Annotated in this window: 16 protein-coding genes and 1 pseudogene; 5 read left to right on the top strand and 12 right to left on the bottom strand. The window is 69.9% G+C overall.

The window, feature by feature from the left end; all coding sequences use genetic code 11:
• Positions 1 to 43: 43 nt before the first annotated feature.
• From AC07FT_RS29950 to AC07FT_RS29905, 10 genes are all read right to left on the bottom strand, one after another.
• On the bottom strand, positions 44 to 1,081 hold the full coding sequence (locus tag AC07FT_RS29950; protein WP_479179080.1) for a polyprenyl synthetase family protein: 1,038 nt from the start codon (positions 1,079 to 1,081) through the stop codon (positions 44 to 46).
• 36 nt (positions 1,082 to 1,117) lie between these two features.
• Complete coding sequence (locus AC07FT_RS29945; RefSeq protein WP_479179078.1) at positions 1,118 to 2,728, bottom strand: sensor histidine kinase; 1,611 nt, start codon at positions 2,726 to 2,728, stop codon at positions 1,118 to 1,120.
• Positions 2,716 to 3,408, bottom strand: coding sequence for a response regulator (locus AC07FT_RS29940; RefSeq protein ID WP_479179076.1), 693 nt, complete (start codon positions 3,406 to 3,408; stop codon positions 2,716 to 2,718). The genes AC07FT_RS29945 and AC07FT_RS29940 overlap by 13 nt, the downstream gene beginning before the upstream one ends.
• A 298-nt stretch (positions 3,409 to 3,706) precedes the next feature.
• A complete protein-coding gene (locus AC07FT_RS29935) occupies positions 3,707 to 4,393 on the bottom strand; it encodes a response regulator (protein ID WP_471191275.1) in 687 nt (228 codons plus the stop codon).
• Positions 4,390 to 6,297 (bottom strand): PAS domain S-box protein, encoded by a 1,908-nt coding sequence (locus AC07FT_RS29930; protein WP_479179074.1) that lies wholly within the window; start codon positions 6,295 to 6,297, stop codon positions 4,390 to 4,392. Before AC07FT_RS29930 ends, AC07FT_RS29935 begins: the two co-directional genes overlap by 4 nt.
• A 2-nt stretch (positions 6,298 to 6,299) precedes the next feature.
• On the bottom strand, positions 6,300 to 6,731 hold the full coding sequence (locus tag AC07FT_RS29925; protein ID WP_479179072.1) for a hypothetical protein: 432 nt from the start codon (positions 6,729 to 6,731) through the stop codon (positions 6,300 to 6,302).
• Positions 6,732 to 6,887: 156 nt separating this feature from the next.
• Positions 6,888 to 8,318, bottom strand: a complete 1,431-nt coding sequence (locus AC07FT_RS29920; RefSeq protein ID WP_479179071.1) for a hypothetical protein — start codon at positions 8,316 to 8,318, stop codon at positions 6,888 to 6,890.
• A gap of 24 nt (positions 8,319 to 8,342) precedes the next feature.
• The gene (locus AC07FT_RS29915) at positions 8,343 to 10,031 is read right to left on the bottom strand and encodes a glycosyltransferase family 39 protein (RefSeq protein ID WP_479179070.1); all 1,689 of its coding nucleotides are present in this window, start codon (positions 10,029 to 10,031) and stop codon (positions 8,343 to 8,345) included.
• On the bottom strand, positions 10,021 to 11,316 hold the full coding sequence (locus tag AC07FT_RS29910) for a glycosyltransferase (RefSeq protein ID WP_479179069.1): 1,296 nt from the start codon (positions 11,314 to 11,316) through the stop codon (positions 10,021 to 10,023). The genes AC07FT_RS29915 and AC07FT_RS29910 overlap by 11 nt, the downstream gene beginning before the upstream one ends.
• Positions 11,313 to 11,813 (bottom strand): GtrA family protein, encoded by a 501-nt coding sequence (locus tag AC07FT_RS29905; protein ID WP_254739845.1) that lies wholly within the window; start codon positions 11,811 to 11,813, stop codon positions 11,313 to 11,315. The genes AC07FT_RS29910 and AC07FT_RS29905 overlap by 4 nt, the downstream gene beginning before the upstream one ends.
• 292 nt (positions 11,814 to 12,105) lie before the next feature.
• Between AC07FT_RS29905 and AC07FT_RS29900 the strand changes: the two genes are divergently transcribed.
• From AC07FT_RS29900 to AC07FT_RS29880, 5 genes are all read left to right on the top strand, one after another.
• Entirely contained in the window at positions 12,106 to 13,266 is a 1,161-nt protein-coding gene (locus AC07FT_RS29900) for a S8 family serine peptidase (protein ID WP_479179068.1), read from the top strand.
• Positions 13,267 to 13,362: 96 nt separating this feature from the next.
• Complete coding sequence (locus AC07FT_RS29895; protein ID WP_479179067.1) at positions 13,363 to 14,361, top strand: glycoside hydrolase family 6 protein; 999 nt, start codon at positions 13,363 to 13,365, stop codon at positions 14,359 to 14,361.
• 398 nt (positions 14,362 to 14,759) lie between these two features.
• Positions 14,760 to 15,089, top strand: a complete 330-nt coding sequence (locus AC07FT_RS29890) for a response regulator (protein WP_254739839.1) — start codon at positions 14,760 to 14,762, stop codon at positions 15,087 to 15,089.
• Between the two features lie 8 nt (positions 15,090 to 15,097).
• Positions 15,098 to 16,369, top strand: coding sequence for a glycoside hydrolase family 5 protein (locus tag AC07FT_RS29885; RefSeq protein ID WP_471191245.1), 1,272 nt, complete (start codon positions 15,098 to 15,100; stop codon positions 16,367 to 16,369).
• 181 nt (positions 16,370 to 16,550) lie between these two features.
• The gene (locus AC07FT_RS29880) at positions 16,551 to 17,321 is read left to right on the top strand and encodes a signal peptidase II (RefSeq protein WP_479179065.1); all 771 of its coding nucleotides are present in this window, start codon (positions 16,551 to 16,553) and stop codon (positions 17,319 to 17,321) included.
• A gap of 37 nt (positions 17,322 to 17,358) precedes the next feature.
• Here AC07FT_RS29880 and AC07FT_RS29875 read toward each other — a convergent pair.
• Positions 17,359 to 17,433, bottom strand: a pseudogene (locus tag AC07FT_RS29875) (zf-HC2 domain-containing protein); the annotation flags it as partial.
• 65 nt (positions 17,434 to 17,498) lie between these two features.
• Complete coding sequence (locus tag AC07FT_RS29870) at positions 17,499 to 18,044, bottom strand: RNA polymerase sigma factor (protein WP_479179064.1); 546 nt, start codon at positions 18,042 to 18,044, stop codon at positions 17,499 to 17,501.
• Between the last annotated feature and the right edge of the window lie 97 nt (positions 18,045 to 18,141).

The raw sequence follows: 18,141 nt of genomic DNA, 5'->3' as shown, positions 1-18,141 counted from the left end.
ACGGCGGTGGCGCGGGGGGCACGGCCGACGCGTCCCGTGGTGGTCAGGTCAGTCCTCCGGGGTGGTGGTCCGCCGGTCTCACGGGCCGGCAGGTTCTTCCGGTGCTGAGCCGGACCGCCGGCCGGCAGAGCTCCTCCAGCGCCGACTTCGCCGGGCCGTCGGGGAGCGGTGACAGCGCCGCGCGGGCCGCGTCCGCCTGCCGGGCCGCTTCCCGGCGGGTCTCGGCCAGGACCGGATGGGAGCGCAGCCGGACCGGTGCGGCCGGGTCCGGGTCGCGTCCGCCGGGTTCCGCGGTGAGCCACCGGTACAGCTCCCGGTCCGCGTCCCCGCCCGCGCCCGCCGCGTCCCGTGAACGCAGCAGCACGAGGGGGAGGGTGGGACGGCGCCCCGGGGCGAGCGCGGCCGGGGTCAGGTCCGCCTCGGCGGCCAGGCGGCGGGCGACGCCGAGCCGTTCGCCGTACCGGGCGAGGGCGTCGGCGACGGCCGGACCGGCCCCGGAGGTCAGCGCGCCGAGCCGGCCGGAGACCGCGGTGAGCGCACCGCACCGCCCGGTCAGCACCGCCAGGTGGTGGGCGACCGGATCACAGCCCTCCGGTGGCCCGGCCGTCTCCAGGATCTGTCCGGTGACCAGCTGTTTGAACGCCTCGGCCTGGAGCCGTACGGCCTGTGGCCCCAGTCCCGCGAGCAGATGCGAGGCGCGGGCGAAGAGGACGTCACCGGTGAGGACGGCCACCGTGTTGTCCCAGTGGGCGTCGGGGGCGGGGCGGACGGCGGCGCCGGGTCCCCGGCGGCGTACGCCCGCCTCGTCCCGCACCTCGTCATGACAGTGCGTGGCCCGGTGGGTCAGTTCGACGACGACCGCCGCGGGCACCACCCCGGGGGCGTCCGGATCGCCGAACCGCGCGGCCAGCAGCACCAGCAGCGGCCGCAGCCGCGGGGCGGGTGAGCGCAACAGCCGCCGCGCGGCATCGGTGATGAACGGTACGTCGCTCTGGGTGGCCTTCAACAGGCCCTCCTCGACGGCCGCGTGGGCGGCGCCGAGCCCGGCGTCCGGCGTGCGGTCCGGCACGGTCAGCTGCATGGACAGAATGTCTCATATGTCGTCAGGGGCCCGTGCTCAGGGACCGGTCGGGACGGTGGCCCGGATCCGGCTGCCCTGGCCCGGCCGGCTGTCCACGTTCAGGGTGCCGCCGACCTCACGGGCCCGCTCCCGCATGGAGAGCAGCCCCAGATGGCCGGGGAAGGAGCCCTGGCAGTCGAAGCCGACTCCGTCGTCGGCGACCGTCAACGTCACGGTGCCGGGACCGCTGAGCAGATGGAGGGTGACCTTCCGGGCCCGGGAGTGCTTGGCGACGTTGTGCAGCGACTCCTGGGCGATCCGGAACAGCGCGTGCTTGGCCTCGGGCGAGGTCTCCGGTTCGTCCCCGAGCCGGGCCTCGGCCGCGATGCCGTACCGGTCCCGCAGCGCCTCCAGGTGCCGGGTGAGCGCGGTGACCAGCCCCTCGGCCTCCAGCGACTCGGGCCGCAGGGCGCACAGCAGCGTCCGGGTCTCGGCGATGGCGACGTCCGCGAGCCGCCGGATGTACTCGACCGGTTCGGCGAGCTGGGCGAGTCCGGACGGTCCCACCGGGCCCGCGAGATCGCGTTCCAGCAGCTCCCGGGCGGTCCGGGCGCCGAGCGCGATGCCGTAGAGCGCCTGGGAGACCGAGTCGTGCAGTTCGCGGGAGATCCGCTGCCGCTCCTGGCGCACCGCCTTCTCATGGACGGCCGAGCACAGCCGGTCCCGTTCCACCGCGCACACCGCGTGTCCGGCGATCACCTCCAGGACGGTGAGGTCGGCGTCGGCCGGGGCGCGGCCCGCGGGGAAGTGGCAGCACATCGCCCCGATCGCGGTGCCCTCGCGCAGCAGCGGCCAGGCGGCCACTACGCCCCGGGCGGGTCCGTCACCGGCCGGACCGCCGCTGCCGGAGTGGATCACGGGCGCGGACCCGGCGATCGCCTCCAGCGCGGGGCGGCGGGAGGGCGGGGTGTGGCCGTGGCCGCCGCCCGCCATCCGCAGTGTCGCCCCCGGACCCGGCTCCAGCAGGTAGACGGTGCAGCTCGCGGCGCCGGTCCGGGCCACGGCGCCGGCGGCCAGGGTGTCCAGGGTGCGCCGTACCGTGCCGTGTCCGGCGGCGGCCGAGGCCAGCCGGCGCAGATGGTCGCGGTGGCGGATCCGGGCGACCGCGTGTCCGGCGGTCGGCGCGAACCGTTCGACGGTCCGTACGTCGGCCCGGGTCAGCCACCGTCCGCCGGGGCGGCTGGCCAGCTCGATGACCCCCACCGGCTGGCCGCGCACGATCAGCGGCGCGTCCAGTACCGAGGTGAGGGCCGGGTCGTGGGGGACCCGGCGGTACCGGGGCGGCCGCCGCTCACCGCCGGACAGGGTGGACCGCCCGGCGCGGATGGCCTGGCGCGCGGGGGCGGAGCCGCCGGGGGTGAGCGGACCGCGCGGGGTGACGCCCGGGGCGCCCTCGGTGACGCGCACCGCGAGAACGTCACCGGGCTCCAGCACCATCACCCGGGCCATATCGACGCCCAGTGCCTCGCGCAGCCCGCGGGCGATCAGGCCCAGCACCGCGTCACCGCTCTCGCCCGCCAGCAGGTGCTCGGTGACCTCGGCGAGCGCCGCGCCGGCGCGGCGCCGCCGTCCGATCCGTGTGCCGTATCCGCCGATCACGCCGACCACCACTGCTCCCTCGTCGTCGTGGCTTCCACTTCCTCGGGCGGGTTGATCTCACCGGCCGGAACCAGGCCCGACTGCACCGCGTAGACCGCGGCCTGGGTCCGGCTGTGCATGCCCAGCTTGGTCAGGATGTGGCTGACGTAGGTCTTCACCGTCTGCTGGCCGATCCGCAGATCGCGGGCGATCTCCTTGTTGGCCTTGCCGCGGGCGAGCATGGTCAGCACCTCGGTCTCCCGCTCGGTGAGCTGTTCCGGACCGCTGGGGTCCCTGACCTGGCCCATCAGCCGGGAGATCGCGGCGGGGGAGACATGGATCTGGCCCACCGCGGCGGCCTTCACCGCGTTCCTGAGGTCGTCGGCCTCGGCGTTCTTCAGCAGGAATCCGATGGCCCCGGCCCGTACCGCGCCCATGACCATGGCGTCGTCCAGGGAGCTGGTCAGTGCGACCACCTCGACCTCGGGGAGGTCCTGGCGGATCTCCGCGGTGGCCGAGACCCCGTCCATCACGGGCATCAGCAGGTCCATCAGGACGACGTCGGGGCACAGCTCCCTGGCCAGCCGTACGGCCTCGCGGCCGTTGGTCGTCTCACCGACCACCTTGATGTCGTTGTCGAGCCCGAGGATCATGCGCAGGCCCTGGCGGACCACCGCATGGTCATCGGCGATGAGAACGCGAAGCGCCACTTGGCTCACCTGCCCGGGGGACGGGACGGTCTCGGTCGCCGGGGAGGCCGTGACCATCGGGGCGGACGGGGGACGAGGCCCGGTTCCGGCGGCTGTCGGATCCGCATAAGGATTCGCACGAGGAGGGAACCCGGTTCGGTGTGTTCGGAATTCCACCTGAAGGGGGACTTTGTCCCCCATTCGGACTCTCGGCGGAACCGCCCCATCCGGTGGAGGTCCGCAGGGCCGGTCGGCCGGGCCGTACGGGCCGCCCGAGCCGTGCGGGCCCTGGCCCGGCCGGCCCACCTGGCCGGGTCGGCTACGCGGGCCGGTCGGGCTGAGCGGGCTTGAAGCCGAAATCCGCGGCCTTGGCGACGGCCTCCAGCTGGGAGCGCGCCTCCAGCTTCTCCAGGATCTTGCGCACATGGGTGCGCACGGTGGCGTAGCTGATGCTCAGGTGATCCGCCACCGCCCGGTTGTCCAGCCCCTGGCTCATCAGCGTGAGGATCTCCTGCTCGCGCTTGGTCAGGGACTCCAGCCGCTCGGTCTGCTCGGCGGAGGACCGGGCGGTCTCACGGTGCCGGGCCAGCACCTCCACCAGGGTGCTGGCCGGGATGAGGGTCTCGCCCTCGGCGGCCGAGCGGATGGCCCCGGCGATCTCGTCACCGCTGGCCGACTTCAGCAGATAGCCGCAGGCCCCCGCCTCCACCGCGGCCAGCAGCGCCGAATCGCTGGCGTCGGCGCTGAGGATCACGATGGCGGTGGACTGGTCGTGGGCCCGGATGCTGGCGGCCGCGTCGGCGCCGGTGCCGTCGGGCAGCCGGAAGTCGACCAGCGCCACATCGGGCGCCAGCTCCTTGGCCATGGGAACGGTCTCGGCGACCGAGTCCGCCCAGCCGACCACCGTCAGGTCCGAGTACTCGGCGAGCAGGGCCCACAACCCCTCGGCGACCACCCGGTGGTCCTCGACGATCAGTACCTTGGTCAGTTCCGCGGGTGCGGTCACGGCTGTACGTCCCCTTCCGGGGGACCCAGCGCGTCGAGGGCGGGTGGCCGTACCTCACCGAGCGGAACCCAGAACTCCACCGTGGTGCCCGAGCCCGGCGCACTCTCGATACGGCACCAGCCGCCCGCGATCTGCGCCCGCTCCTGGATCAGGGAGAGGCCCAGGTGGCCGGGGCGGGACTCCACCTCCAGCGGGTTGTAGCCCTCGCCGTCGTCGACGATCCGCACCAGACAGCCCTCGTCGAGCCCGAGCAGCTGGACGTGGACGGTCTTCGCCCGCGCGTGCTTGCGCACGTTCATCAGGGCTTCCTGCGCCGTCCGGTAGATCAGCGCCATGGTCTCCGGGGGCGGTTTGACCGTGAGCCGGTCCTCCAGCCGGTAGGTCAGGCCGGTCTCGTTGCGTATCTGCTCCAGCAGGCCGCGCAGCGCACCGGCCAGACAGCCGTGCTCCAGGCTGGAGGGACGGAGGTCGAAGATCAGCTGCCGCAGCCTGCTGAGCGAGAGCTTGAGGGTCTCGTCCAGCTTCTCCATCACCCGCTGCTCCTCCGGGTCCCGCAGCCGGCGGCGCAGCTGCTGGAGCCGGAGACTGGCCGCGGTGATCACCTGGATGGTGTCGTCGTGGATGTCGGCGGCGATCCGCCCCCGCTCGGCCTCCTGGGCGTGCACCAGATGACTGAGCAGTGCCTGGCGGTCGCGGTCGGTGACCTCCAGCAGCTCCAGGCTGCGCTCCAGGACGAACTGGGCGCGCTGCACCTCGGTGATGTCCCGGATGGTGAGGACGGTCAGCAGCCCCTCCTCGGTGCGCAGCGGGCTGATGCTGATGTCGGCCGGGAACTGCTTGGCGTCGCTGCGCCGGCCCACCAGCTCCATGCTGTGGCCGAGCGGCTGCTCCACGGTGTCGTCCCATTCGCGCAGCGAGATGGTGAGCGGCTGGTCGGGGAGGAGCGCCTCGACCGCGCGGCCGATCAGATGGTCGCGGTCGTAGCCGAAGAGGCTCTCGGTGCGGTGGTTGGCGGCCTGGATCCGCCCGGCGGAGTCCACGATCACCATCGCGTCCGGGGAGGACTCGATGAGCTGGCGGAACCGGCTCTCCGCGGCCCGCAGCTGGCTGAGATCGGAGACGAAGACGACGCAGCGGGGCCGTTTGCCCTGGAGGTGGCCGCCGCTGAACTGGGCGGCGAATTCGCTGCCGTCCCGGCGGCGCCCCGACATCGCCGACGGCGCGGTGACGACCCGGCCGATCAGCTGTTCGGAGGCGGCCCGGAAGCGTTCCGGGACCAGGTCCCGCAACCGCTTGTCGCGCAGCTCGGCCGAGCTGTAGCCGAACATGTGCCGGACGTGGGCGTTGGCGAACTCGATCCGGCCCCGGGAGCCGAGGACCAGGACCCCGCAGGGGGCGTGGCCGAGCAGTTCGAGGTAGGACTCCTCCAGGCGGCTGCCCACCAGGTCCTCGAAGCGCCAGGAGGCGCGGTCGGCGCGGCGCATCGGTTCGGCGAAGTCGGTCAGCAGGTCGGCGGACATGCTGAACTGGTCGCGCGCGGCCCGGGTGATCGCTTCCAGGATCTCCTCGGCCGGAGTGCCCTTGACCAGGTAGCCGCTGGCCCCGACGGCGAGCATGTTGAGCACGGTCTCCCGGTCGCCGTGGGCGGACAGTGCGACCACCCGGGCGCCGGGGACCTGGTCGCGGATGGCGCGGACACTGCCCGGGGCGTCGCCCTTGGGCATATGGACGTCCATGATCACGACCTTGGGGCGGTGTTCGACCGCCGCGCGCACGGCCTGCTCGTGGTCGATGGCCAGCCCGACGAGTTCCAGCTCCGGGTGGGAGTCGATGAGATCCGCGAGTGCCTCCCGGACGGCCGGGTCGTCATCGGCCACCACCACGTCGATCCGGTTGTCGCCCATCGCTACCCACCTCCCTTGAGGACGGCACCCTGGAGTTCGCCGGCGCTGAGTTCGTCACGGCGGCAGTGCGACAGTGACGGCATGACCGCGGCCAGCGGCGCGACCAGCACGTTGTAGTGGCTCCCGATGCGGTCGCATACGGCGACCGCCGCCGCGGCGTCCCACACCGCGGCCCAGAAGGCCCAGTCGTGCCGGTGGTGGTGCTGCGCCGCGTCCAGGGCGGCCCGGCGGGCCACCGAGGCGGCCACGAGGATCCGGTACCGCTCCACATCGGTCGTGGTGCGGTGGACCTCTGCCCACCCCTCGGCGCGGGTCTGGCTGGAGGTCTGTTTCCACAGGTCGGCCACCCGATCGATTTCCTCCGGAGAGAGGTCCTCGATATGGGTCAGGAATTGCAGGACTCTTCGCGAGTTCGGGCCGAAAATAATACTCATAGGACACTCCAGGACGCATGGTACATCTACGGCACTCTCGGCCCGTCGACGAGCCGTCCCGCGGCCCTCACACGACCGCTTTCCCGAACGTGGGCCACGCCCCCCACCGGCCGCCCGGCCCCGGCCCACGTTCTCGTTCGGGTGTCGTTCCCGTCCCTAGTGCCCCTGGCCCTGGCCGGACGACATGTTGATGCTGGCTTTCGCCACGCCGCCGCTCTTCTGGCCGATGAGCTGGAAGGACACACCGTTCTCGTCCGCCGCGGTGATCTTGTACGAACCCACCGCCGACGCCTTGCCGCGGCTGTCGACCTGGAAGGTCCCGATCTTCCGCTGGCTGTTCGCGGCCGATCCGGCGTACGCGTTCACCGTCTCGCCCGGGGCGAAGCCCGCGACGTAGAAGCTGAGCGTGGTGCCCGCCCTGCCGCCGAAGGCGCTGGGCTCCGCGGACGGGGAGTACGGCAGCACCGTGAAGCCCGAGCGGACCACGGCCCGGCTCTGGTCGCCGATCGCCATCAGGGTCTGCCGTCCTTTGAGGCCGAACGGCACATTGAACGCCACATCGCGGATCTGCCCCATGTCGTTCGCCTGGGCGGTGAACGCGGGGAGGCCGCCGGTGGAGTTGATGTAGACCAGCACCCGCTCACCGGGCGCGAACTTCTTGGCGGACAGCGTCAGCCGCTGACCGGCCTTGAGCGCGTACGGCGAGGACTTGATCGAGGGGTACATCGCCAGCATCTGGAACGGCGCGGTGGCCGTCGTCTTGCTGCGCTTGCCCACCAGGACCAGGGTGCTGGAGCCGGTCGGCGCCACGCCCACCTTGATGTCCGCGCGGCCCACACTGCCGCCGCTGTCGGTGTGCAGGGTGGTCACCGGGGTGCCGGTGGTGCGTCCCCAGAACACGTCGATCGACTCACCGGGGCGGAAGCCGTGGGCGCTGACCGACACCACGTCGCCCGGCCGCCCCACCATCTTGTTGATCTTGGCGGAGCCCACCGCGCCACCGGTCACCACCTGGGCCTCGGCGGCCTTGGTGCTGCCGCGCTGCTGGGCGACGAGGGTGGTGGGCCGGGTGCCCGCGGACTCGGGCAGGGTGAACCGGGCGTAGATCGAGCCGTAGCGGTCCGTCTTGACGCTGCCGATGGGACGGCCCTTGGTGTCCGACTTCCGGGACTTCAGCAGGATGTCCACCGTGGCCTTCTTGTCGAAGCCACCGCCCTCGACCGCCGCCTTGCTGCCCGGCGTCACCAGGCCCGGGTTGATCACGATGATCGGGCCGGAGGACTGCGGGATGCGCTGGTTGCCCAGCCGGATGGTCTTGGGCTGCTTCGGCGGCCGCACCTCCTGCTCGGGCCGCTCCTTCTTCGCGGAGCCGCCGCCCCCGCTGCCGGTGGTGTTCAGGGCGCCTCCGAAGCCGCCGCGCGCGATGACCTGGACGAGCGATCCGACGATCGCGAAGACCACGAGAGCGAGCAGGACCGTCTTCCAGGTGATCTTCTTCTTGTCCCGATTCCGGTCGGGGGTGTTTCCCTCGTTCTCGGGAACATCCCTGTCCTCCGGAACATCCCAGTCGTCGTCGTACTCAGGCATGGCCTTCACCTCCTCTTCCCATGGCTATTGCACACGGTAGATTTCGAGCTTGATGTCGCCCTGGGTGTCCGACCAGACCCGGTCGGAATTCCGCAGTGCTTGCAGTATCCAGTTCTCCCGGCCGTCCGCGTTGTTTGCCAGGATGGATTTGCGCATCTTGTTCGACATGATGATGTAGTCGATGTTCTGCCATTTCTTCTTGAAAAGCTTGTCCCGTAGATCGGGGTCCGAGGACGCGTTCCAGTGGGAATGCGCGTACGGATAGAACGGACGTACGTCATGCAATTCGCCCCAGAGGTCGTCGTCCATGACGATACGTGCGTTGGTGGGGACGTTCTTGCGTACCCAGGCGATCTGCGCATGCTGCATCCCGGTGAGATTCAGCTTGGACTGGTACTGGTCCGCGATCTGCGTGACGCCTTCCGTGTTGACCGTCATGAGATATCCGGTGGAGGGCGCCGCCAGCAGGATGACAACGACCAGGGAAGGCAATGCGACCCGCAGACTGGAATGTGCTCGCTGGAGCATCCGGCTGGAATAGGACGCCTTCAGCATCCGGTCCACGACCATGCCGATGTTCATGGCGAACATGGGGATCAGCGGGGTGATGTAGAAGTCCAGCACCACACTGCCGCGCAGCAGGTAGAAGCTGTAGCCGAAGGCCAGCGTCCCGGCGATCAGGAACCCCAGGTTGCGCTTGCGGTCCCGCAGTCCCCAGAACAGGCAGATCACCATGGCGATCAGTCCGGCGACCAGCAGAATCCCATCCCGTGGCAGCCAGCTGGTGTGGAGCAGACCGTTGTGGCTGAGCAGGGTGCCCTGATTGCGGTTGAGCTGCCACCACAGGGTGTAGAGCAGCGAGACGTGGTCCGCGGGCGGGTTGTTCAGGTCGAAGTCGAGACTGCTCGGCATGAGCTCGTTCTTGAGCAGCGCGTAGGTCACATAGGCGCCGATCGGTGCCGCCGCGGCGAACGGCCACAGGGTGCTGGTGAACCGGCTGCTGGGCGATCCCTTGATCCGCCGGTACAGCAGATACATGAAGGTGGGGACGAAGAAGACCGCGTTCTCCTTGGTGATCAGCGCGATCCCCAGGGCCAGCCCGCCACCGAACACCGATCTGATGGTCGTCTCCCGCCGCAGCAGCATGAACAGGCTGAGCAGCAGCCAGAACATCATCAGGTTGTCCAGCAGGACCTGGCGCTGGAAGTAGACCGCGAGCGGCGAGACATTGAAGAAGAACGACGCCACGGTCGCGGCCAGCACACTGCCGGACAGCCGCCGGGTGACCTCGAACAGCAGGTACACGCTCGCGACGTGCACCAGCAGCATCAGGAAGCGACCGGTGTTGATCGCGTTCCCGAAGGTCTCGAACTGGCTCGGCAGCGGGAAGACCCAGCCGGCCAGGGTGATCCAGCCCATAGGGGCGTGGTCGTAGTCGTAGGTGTACGGGGACAGGCTGGTCTCCCGCACCAGTGACCACGCCCGCTGCATGTAGATGCCCTCGTCGGTGAGGTACAGCGGATAGCGGAACAGGTGGTAGCCGTGGGTGAGGACCCCGGTGAGCAGCGAGAAGACCAGGGCGGCCCGGCCCTTGCTGCCCAGCGGGGGGAACCAGCCGCGCTCCACCGAGAAACGGGGGCGGCGGCGCCGCGGCGGACGCTGGGGAGCGTCGCCGACCGCGACCGGCTGCGGGGGCCTGGTGTTATCCGACACGCGACTCCGCCTCCTCGGTCGGCGCCCGGTGGGCGCCCACGTGCTGCGTCTTCTCCCAGTCGTGGCGGCCGAGCATCTGGCGCCGCATGGCGCGCAGCGCGGCGTAGGCCAGCACCATCTGGAAGGGGAACCACGCGATGGCCATCCGTACGACGGCCTTCGGCGAGGCCTCGAGCCCGTGCGCTCCGGTGAACTCGTACAGACCGACCACCTGGACCAGGAAGTGCGCGGCCAGCAGCAGGACGGGCAGATACGAGAACAGCGCGATCAGGACCGGCACCTTGAGGATCAGGATCATCCCCAGCGACAGCGGCAGATACAGCCCCAGCAGCGCCTGTCCGCGCGGGAAGGCCAGGACGTAGAAGGCGAGCCAGCGCTGTTTGCGCGTGGGCATCTCCTTCCAGGTGCCCTTCTTCAGGGTCTGCATGAACCCCTGGCTCCAGCGGGTGCGCTGCCGGATGAAGTGACCGAGGGTCGGCGGGGTCTCCTCCTTGGTCACGTACCGGTCGTCGTAGACCACGCGCACCTTCTCGCCCATGGCCGAGATCCGCAGCCCCATGTCGGCGTCCTCGGTGAGGTTGCGGTCGTCCCAGCCGCCGAGCCGCATCAGCAGCTCACGGGCGAAGAAGACGGTGTTGCCGCCGAGCGGGATCGAGCCGTAGTGCGCGTGGTAGTGCAGCCGGCTCTTGAACCAGAAGAAGTACTCCAGGACGTTCAGCGTCGAGTACCAGTTGGACTGGTAGTTCATCAGCTGGACCCCGGCCTGGACCACCCTGACCTGCTCCTGGACCATCACCGTGTTGACCAGGCTGAAGATCTTCGGGTGGATGTCGTCTTCCGCGTCGAAGATCGTCACCACGTCCTTGGTGGTGTGCGGAAGGGCCGCGTTCAGCCCGTGCGGCTTGTTGATCGGCTTGTCGCCGAAGACCACGACCCGCACGTTGTGCAGCCCCTCGCGGCCCAGCTCCTCGATCTTCTCCTCGGCCTTCTCCACCGTGCCGGTGTCGTCCTCCGAGCAGATCACGAAGACTTCCAGCAGCTCGGACGGATAGTCGGCCCGCACCACGCGCTCGATGGTGCTCTGGATGACGTCCTCCTCGTGCCGGGCGGGCAGCAGGACGCTGAAGGAGAGGTGGGGCGGCAGGAACGACTCCGGCGCCCGGGCCCTCCGTTCGGCGTCCGCCCGGTCCCAGGTGTAGAGCATGAGATAAAGGACGTGGGCCGACTGCGCCGTGAGCAGGATCGAGACCGACACCAGCACGAAATAGATGAACGCGACTATCATCGGCTCCGCCTCCCCCAGACCCAGCCCGTACTGGTGGCGAAATTGACCGCAAACGCGGTGCCGATTCCGATGCAATTCGCCAGCAGGAGATGCATTCCCGAACGGACCAGCGACCAGACGATGAGCACGTTGACCGCGAGTCCGCCCAGTACGGACACATTGAATTTGATGAATCGTCTGGCGGACCGGGACCGGGCCGCGAAGGTCCACCGGTCGTTCAGCAGATAGTTGTGGACCACCGCGAGTTCCACCGCGATCGACGACGCCGCGAGCAGCGGGAGTCCGGCCCAGTGGTAGAGCAGATAGAGGACCGCGGTGTTCACCAGGACGCCGCCCCCGCCGACGACGGCGAAACGTAGGGCGAGGCCGGACAGGCCCACCGCCGTGTTCCGCAGCGAGAGGGTTCGCGAGAACATTCCGGTCCGCCTCCGGACGGTGACCTCCGCCCGTTCGTCCGGCTCGCTGGTGCGCTCGCTGAACGTTCGGAAACGCTGCATCGCGACTCCCTCGACAGGAGGCTTCGGCCAGTGAGTCCCAGAGTGCGTCACCCGAAGGGGAGGTAGTACCCGCGGTCGGGGGAGCGGGTGCTACACCTTCGGCGGACCCCCCTTCTCCCCCGTATTGGGGAGTGCGGGTCCTCGGGCCTTCCGTGGCGGTCCCCCAAAGAAGGGACCGGCTCTTCCCTCTCCCGCGGGTGTCAGTACCCCCGGGGGATGTCCAAGATGAAATGGGCCCGACGGCCTTGCGTCCCGTGCGACGAGAGTAGGTGACGTAATGTCAGGTCACGTGATGTCACGCCATCGATTCGCCGGCCGGGCCGGAGCGTTCATCGTGCTGATGACGCTCGCTATGGCCACGCCGGCCGCGGCAAGTGAATCCGACTCCGGAACGCTCCTCGATTCCGAATGGGCGCTGACCGCGCTCAAGGCGGAGCGCGCCTGGAAAATCAGCAAGGGGGCCGGGGTGACCGTGGCGGTCATCGGCACCGGAGTAGACGCGGCCCATCCGGATCTGCGCGGCCGTATCGTCCGCGGAAAGGATTTCGCGGACGGGGCCAGCGGTTTCGGCAACCGCGACGACGGCCGTGCGACGGAGCAGAGCACGCATGCCGCCGGAATCATCGTGGGAACCGGCCGGAACTACCGGGGCGACGGGATGTCCGGGCTCGCCCCCGAGGCACGGGTGATGCCGCTGGGTGTCTACCGCGATGGAAAACCCCAGGCCGACGCCACCGCGAAGGCCATCCGGTATGCCGCGAGCCATGGAGTGCGGATCATCGACGTGGCCGCCTCCTTCAAGCGCCCGGACCCCGCGATCCGGTCCGCGGTGAAGTACGCCATCGCCCATGACGCCGTGGTGGTGGCCGGGGCGGGCGACAACGGCAAGGACGGCAACCGTCCCACCTACCCCGCTTCGCTGCCCGGGGTGGTCGCCGTGGTGGCCACCGACAAGAAGGGCGCGGTGTGGACCTCCTCCCACCGCGGCGGGAAGCTGACGCTGGCGGCGCCCGGGGTCGCCATCCTGACCACGGCCCGTAACAACGACTACTGGACCGGTGACGGCACCGGGTACGCGGCCCCCTGGGTGGCGGCCGGAGCCGCCCTGCTGCGTTCGGAGCACCCCCGCTGGAACTCCCGCCAGGTGGTCCAGAAGCTGATCGACACCGCCGACCGCAAGGGTTCGGCGGGTCATGACCCGCGCTACGGCTTCGGGCAGATCGCCCCGGCCAAGGCACTGGCGGACCGGGCCGCGCCGCCCACCTCCAGCGACCTCTCCGCCGCCGCGGACCGTCCACGGACCAAGCCGGCCGCCTCGGAGGAGTCGTCCGACGATGCGTCCGCCCTGGTCACGATAGGGGTGGTGGCCGGAGCGCTGGTGGTGCTCGCGGTGCTGGCGGTGGTGCTGATCAGCCGCCGCAGGCCCCCGCACAACAACTCCCACAACGGCTGACCGGCGGGCAGAGCGATGCCCGTGACGATACGCGGCCGGGCCGGCGGAGACCGCCCGGCGACGCGCCGGCGCAGATCCAGGTGGACGGTCCGGGGCATGGTGCAGCTCGCCGTGATGGTGCTGGTGGTGGAGGCGGCGATGGCCGCGGCCATCATGCAGTCGCTGCTCACGCCCTGGTCCGCCGCCCCCGACGGCCGGCCGCAGCGGTCACTGCCGGTGGCCAGGCCGTACTTCCCGGCGACCGCCCGCTTCTACACCGACCCGCACAACGCGGCCGCAAAGTGGGTGCGCGACCATCCGCGGGACCGGCGGGCGGCGGCCATCAGCAGACACATAGCCGCCCAGCCCCAGGCCGCCTGGTACACCGAGACCAACGAGTCCCTGGTCGAGGAGCGGATCCGCGGCCTGGTCCAGCGGGCGGCGGCCGAGCGGCGGCTGCCGGTCCTGGTCGCCTACAGCATTCCGCTGCGCGACTGCGAGCAGCTGAGCTCCGGCGGGATCGGGGACGCGGCGGCCTACCAGCGCTGGATGGACGCCTTCACCAGGGGGATCGGCGACGCCCCCGCCCTGGTGATCCTCGAACCGGACGCGCTCGCGCATATGGGCTGTCTCAAGCGCAAGCAGCGGGCGGAGCGGTTCCAGGCCCTCTCCTACGCGGGCCGGGTGCTGGAGCGGCGGGCCCCGCGGGCCCGGGTCTACTACGACGCCGGAAACTCCGGCTGGCAGCCCGCCCGCACCATGGCCGAGCGGCTCCGGCACGCCGGTGCGGACCGCTACGGGGACGGCATAGCCCTCAACGTCTCCAACTTCAACGAGACCCGTGACGAGGTGCGCTACGGCCGGTCCGTCCTGAAGGACCTGGGCCGCCCCGGGCAGGGGATGGTGGTCGACACCAGCCGCAACGGGGCCGGGCCCACCCGTCAGCACCGGTTCTGCGACCCCCCGGGCCGCAAGCTGGGCGCGGCGCCCACGACCGCCACCGGGATGCCCGGCGTCGATGCCTTCCTCTGGGTGAAGCATCCGGGCCAGGCGGACGGCTGTGCCGCGGGCGCCGGTGTCTTCGTACCCGGCTACGCCTACCGCCTGACCGATTGACCCCTTCTGGCCGGTCGAGCCGTCTTGACCGGTTGACCCGTCGCTGACCTGCGACAACAAGCCCGGCCGGTACTCCGGCCGGGCTTTTTCACGCCCTCGTCCAGGGCTCTCCCGGACCGCTCCAGGGCACCTCCGCACCGCCCCACGGGCCCCTCCCCGGCCCTCGTGCGCCCTGAACCACCCCCGCAAATCGGACATAACCCATACGAAACGGCCGAATTCGTCTACCTCAACTGAGGTAGATGGCATTCGGCCGTTTGGCGTGCCCTTTTTCTCGCGCAATTGAAGTACGCAAATTTCAGTCATGCGTACGGTGTTTCGACCCCCGCTGATTCCCTAATGTCGTGAAGCGAAAGGACAAAACCGAAGGAGCTCCATCGATGCAAAGAGTTCTCGTCGTGGAGTACCACGCTCAGGTGCTGAGTGCTCTCGCAGACCTCGTTGTCGAGGAGCCCGGACTGGAGCTATCCGGAATAGCTGGGTCGGCCCGAGAAGCCATTTCTCTGGCCCGGCACATGCAACCGGATGTGGTGCTGATCGACGTGGACGAGCTGAGTTGGCAAGCGCAACGGCTGGACCGCCTGATCGGCGAACTCCTTCCGAGCGCTCGGATTGTCCGGCTGACCGCCGTCTCCGACCCGCAAATGGAATGTCTGGAATCTCCGACAAGAACAACCAGCATCCTCAAGACCGCAGTACCCGAATTCCTCAGGAGTATCAGCGAATGAATTCCCCCATGGACCAGAACAACGCCCCGACCACCGACGAGACCACCAAGACCTCGCGCCTTCCGCGGCCGAACCGTCTGCGTGTGGGTATCGCGACGGCCGTCGTCGCTGTCGCTGCCGTGGGTGGCACCGTGACCGCCTTCGCCATGAACAATGACGAGTCCTCCGGCTCCGCCGCGTCGAACAAGGTCGCCGGTGCCGGCTCCGAGGGCCCGCTGTCGACCCGCAAGGGTGACATCGTGGACTCCGACGGCAAGAAGGTCGTCCTGACCGGTGTGAACTGGTTCGGCTTCGAGACCGGTACCGGTGCCCCGCACGGTCTGTGGTCCCGCGGCTACGAGTCCATGCTGGACCAGATGGCCGACAAGGGCTTCAACACCCTGCGCCTGCCGTACGCGAACGACATGTTCGATGCCAAGGCCAAGGTGACCGGTGTCAACTACAAGCTGAACCCCGATCTGAAGGGCCTCAAGCCCCAGCAGATCATGGACAAGATCGTCAAGGGTGCCACCGACCGTGGTATCCGGGTGATCCTGGACCAGCACCGTCCGGACGCGCAGGGCCAGAGTGAGCTCTGGTACTCGCAGACCCTCACCGAGAAGAAGTGGCTCTCCGACTGGGTCAAGCTGGCCAAGCGTTACAAGGGCAACGACCGGGTGATCGGCGCCGACCTGCACAATGAGCCGCGTGGCCAGGCCACGTGGGGTGACGGCAACCCGAAGACCGACTGGCGCCTGGCGGCCCAGAAGGCCGGTGACGCCATCCACAAGGTCAACAAGGACTGGCTGGTGTTCGTCGAGGGCACCGACCGCCACAAGAACGAGCAGTTCTGGTGGGGTGGCGACCTCCAGGGTGTGAAGAAGCACCCGGTGAAGCTCAAGGAGAAGAACAAGGTCGTCTACTCGGCGCACGACTACGGTCCGGGCGTCTACATGCAGGGCTGGTTCATGAAGAAGGACTTCCCCAAGAACATGCCTGGCATCTGGGAGAAGCACTGGGCCTACATCAAGAAGCAGGGCATCGGCCCGCTGCTGCTCGGTGAGTTCGGTGGTAAGAAGACCGCCGGTAAGGGCAAGGAAGCCGTCTGGCAGAACGCTCTGATGGACTACCTGAAGAAGAACCAGATCAGCTACACCTACTGGTCCTGGAACCCGAACTCGGGTGACACCGGTGGTGTCCTGAACAACGACTGGAAGACGGTCGACAAGAACAAGATGAAGATGCTGTCCAAGTACCAGACGCCTCTGCTGGAGGCGAAGAAGGGGAACAAGTCGGAGTGACCCCGGCTGGTATGACGCCATCACGGCGATAGGACAGCGAGGGCCCGCAGGCACCGCCTGCGGGCCCTCCGTCATATCCGGAGCCGTCGCACAGGGTGCCGGGGACATCACCGGTCACCGCGGGCGCCCGGAAACCTGGACAAAAGGGAAGCGGGGCGTCCGCCGGACGGGTTTCCCTCCCATGACCCAGCCCCGTCCGCCCACCGGCCGGATCCTCTTCCCGGCCACCGTGCTCCTGGTGGTCGCGGCCGACCAGGTGACCAAGGCGCTGGCGCTGGTCGCCTGGGGCGGCCGACCGGGGCCGCAGGCCGCCTTCGGCCCGTTCCACGCCCTCGTGGTCCACAACCCCGGGGTGGCCTTCGGACTGGGGCACGGACGTCCGGTGCTGATCACCCTGATCACCCTCGCGGGCGCGGCCGCCACCCTGGCCGCGGCCGGGGCGGGGCTGCGGGCCCGCAACCGGGGGGCCGCGCTGGGGCTGGGGCTGATCGCCGGCGGAGCCATCGGCAACGGCGCTGACCGGGCGCTGCGGCCGCCGGGCCCGCTGCGGGGGGCCGTCATCGACTGGATCACGGTCGCCGCCCGTGGCCCGGTGTTCAATCTCGCCGATGTCGCACTGGTCGCCGGAACCGTGCTGACCACGGTGGCGCTGTTGCGCGGCACCGCGAGGGAGCGGGCCGAGGCCCGGACCGCCGCCGGTCCGGACCGGACGCCCGCCACGGACCGGGTACGGCGGCCGGATCCGGGACCCGGTCCACGGCCGGACCCCGGTACCGGGGTCGTCAGCCGCCGGCCTTGTGCCCTGCGCTCTGCCCCGCGTCGTGCTCCGCGCCTCGCGCCGGATCCGGATCCTGGGTCTTCCGCTCGGCGAGGGAATCCGCGAACTCCCGGAGCCGTCCGAGCGTCGCTGCGTCCGTGCCCGCCTCCGCCCGGGCGGCCAGCGCGCGGCTGATCCGCTGGTAGAGGGAGAGCTCACGGGCGCAGGCATGGCATTCGGCCACATGGGAGCGCACCCGGGCCGCGTCCCCGGCGTCCAGCTCTCCGTCCAGGTACGACTGGAGCATCGCCGCGTCCACCGGGCACCGCCTGGTCCGCGCGCGATCGGTGTTCCGCCACCACGTCCATCTGCTCATGCGCCACCTCGCTGTGAGTCCGGTCCCGTGGCCAGCAACTGGTTGCGGATCCGCTTGCGCGCCCGGTGCAGTCTGCTCATCACCGTGCCCTTCGGCACGTCCAGCACCTGTGCGGCCTCCGCATAGGACAGCCCGTCCACATGCACCAGTCGCACCACCTGCTGGTCACGGAGCGGAAGCGCCGTGAACGCGGCGTCCACGGCCTCGTCGAAGGCCGTGTCGACCACCAGTTCCTCGGGTGTCGCGTCGAGGGCCGGGGTCAGCCGCTCCAGCTCGGTGTCGGGGTCGTCGAGCAGCCGGGGCCGACGCTGGCGGCTCCGGCTCACCTCCGCGTGCCGCATGATCGTCAGCAGCCAGGCCCTCGGGTGTCTCCCGTCAAAACGCCCGACTGCTCGGTACGCCCGTAGTAACGTGTCCTGCACGAGATCCTCGGCGTCCGCGCGCTGGGCGGTCAGAGACATCGCCACGCGCAGCAGCACCTCGATCTCGGGCAGGACGTACTGGGCGAACATGCGCTGCTGATGGGTGTCCGGGTCAGCCACAGGTGCCTCCTCGGATCCGGACCCCCCGGGGACGCGAAAGACGACATATCACACTCTGTGTAACATCCCGCTCACAGCGCCGCACGGCACGTTCGGC

The sequence above is a fragment of the Streptomyces sp. NPDC045899 genome (assembly GCF_056431485.1).
The sequence above is the reverse complement of the archived record's forward strand: the minus strand, read 5'-3'. Positions and strand labels throughout refer to the sequence as shown.

Coding starts and splice junctions, on each gene's coding strand:
- AC07FT_RS29950 (WP_479179080.1), bottom strand. CDS start 1,081: ATGCAGCTGACCGTGCCGGACCGCACGCCGGACGCCGGGCTCGGCGCC.
- AC07FT_RS29930 (WP_479179074.1), bottom strand. CDS start 6,297: ATGGGCGACAACCGGATCGACGTGGTGGTGGCCGATGACGACCCGGCC.
- AC07FT_RS29925 (WP_479179072.1), bottom strand. CDS start 6,731: ATGAGTATTATTTTCGGCCCGAACTCGCGAAGAGTCCTGCAATTCCTG.
- AC07FT_RS29920 (WP_479179071.1), bottom strand. CDS start 8,318: ATGCCTGAGTACGACGACGACTGGGATGTTCCGGAGGACAGGGATGTT.
- AC07FT_RS29910 (WP_479179069.1), bottom strand. CDS start 11,316: ATGATAGTCGCGTTCATCTATTTCGTGCTGGTGTCGGTCTCGATCCTG.
- AC07FT_RS29905 (WP_254739845.1), bottom strand. CDS start 11,813: ATGCAGCGTTTCCGAACGTTCAGCGAGCGCACCAGCGAGCCGGACGAA.
- AC07FT_RS29900 (WP_479179068.1), top strand. CDS start 12,106: ATGTCACGCCATCGATTCGCCGGCCGGGCCGGAGCGTTCATCGTGCTG.
- AC07FT_RS29895 (WP_479179067.1), top strand. CDS start 13,363: ATGGTGCAGCTCGCCGTGATGGTGCTGGTGGTGGAGGCGGCGATGGCC.
- AC07FT_RS29885 (WP_471191245.1), top strand. CDS start 15,098: ATGGACCAGAACAACGCCCCGACCACCGACGAGACCACCAAGACCTCG.
- AC07FT_RS29880 (WP_479179065.1), top strand. CDS start 16,551: ATGACCCAGCCCCGTCCGCCCACCGGCCGGATCCTCTTCCCGGCCACC.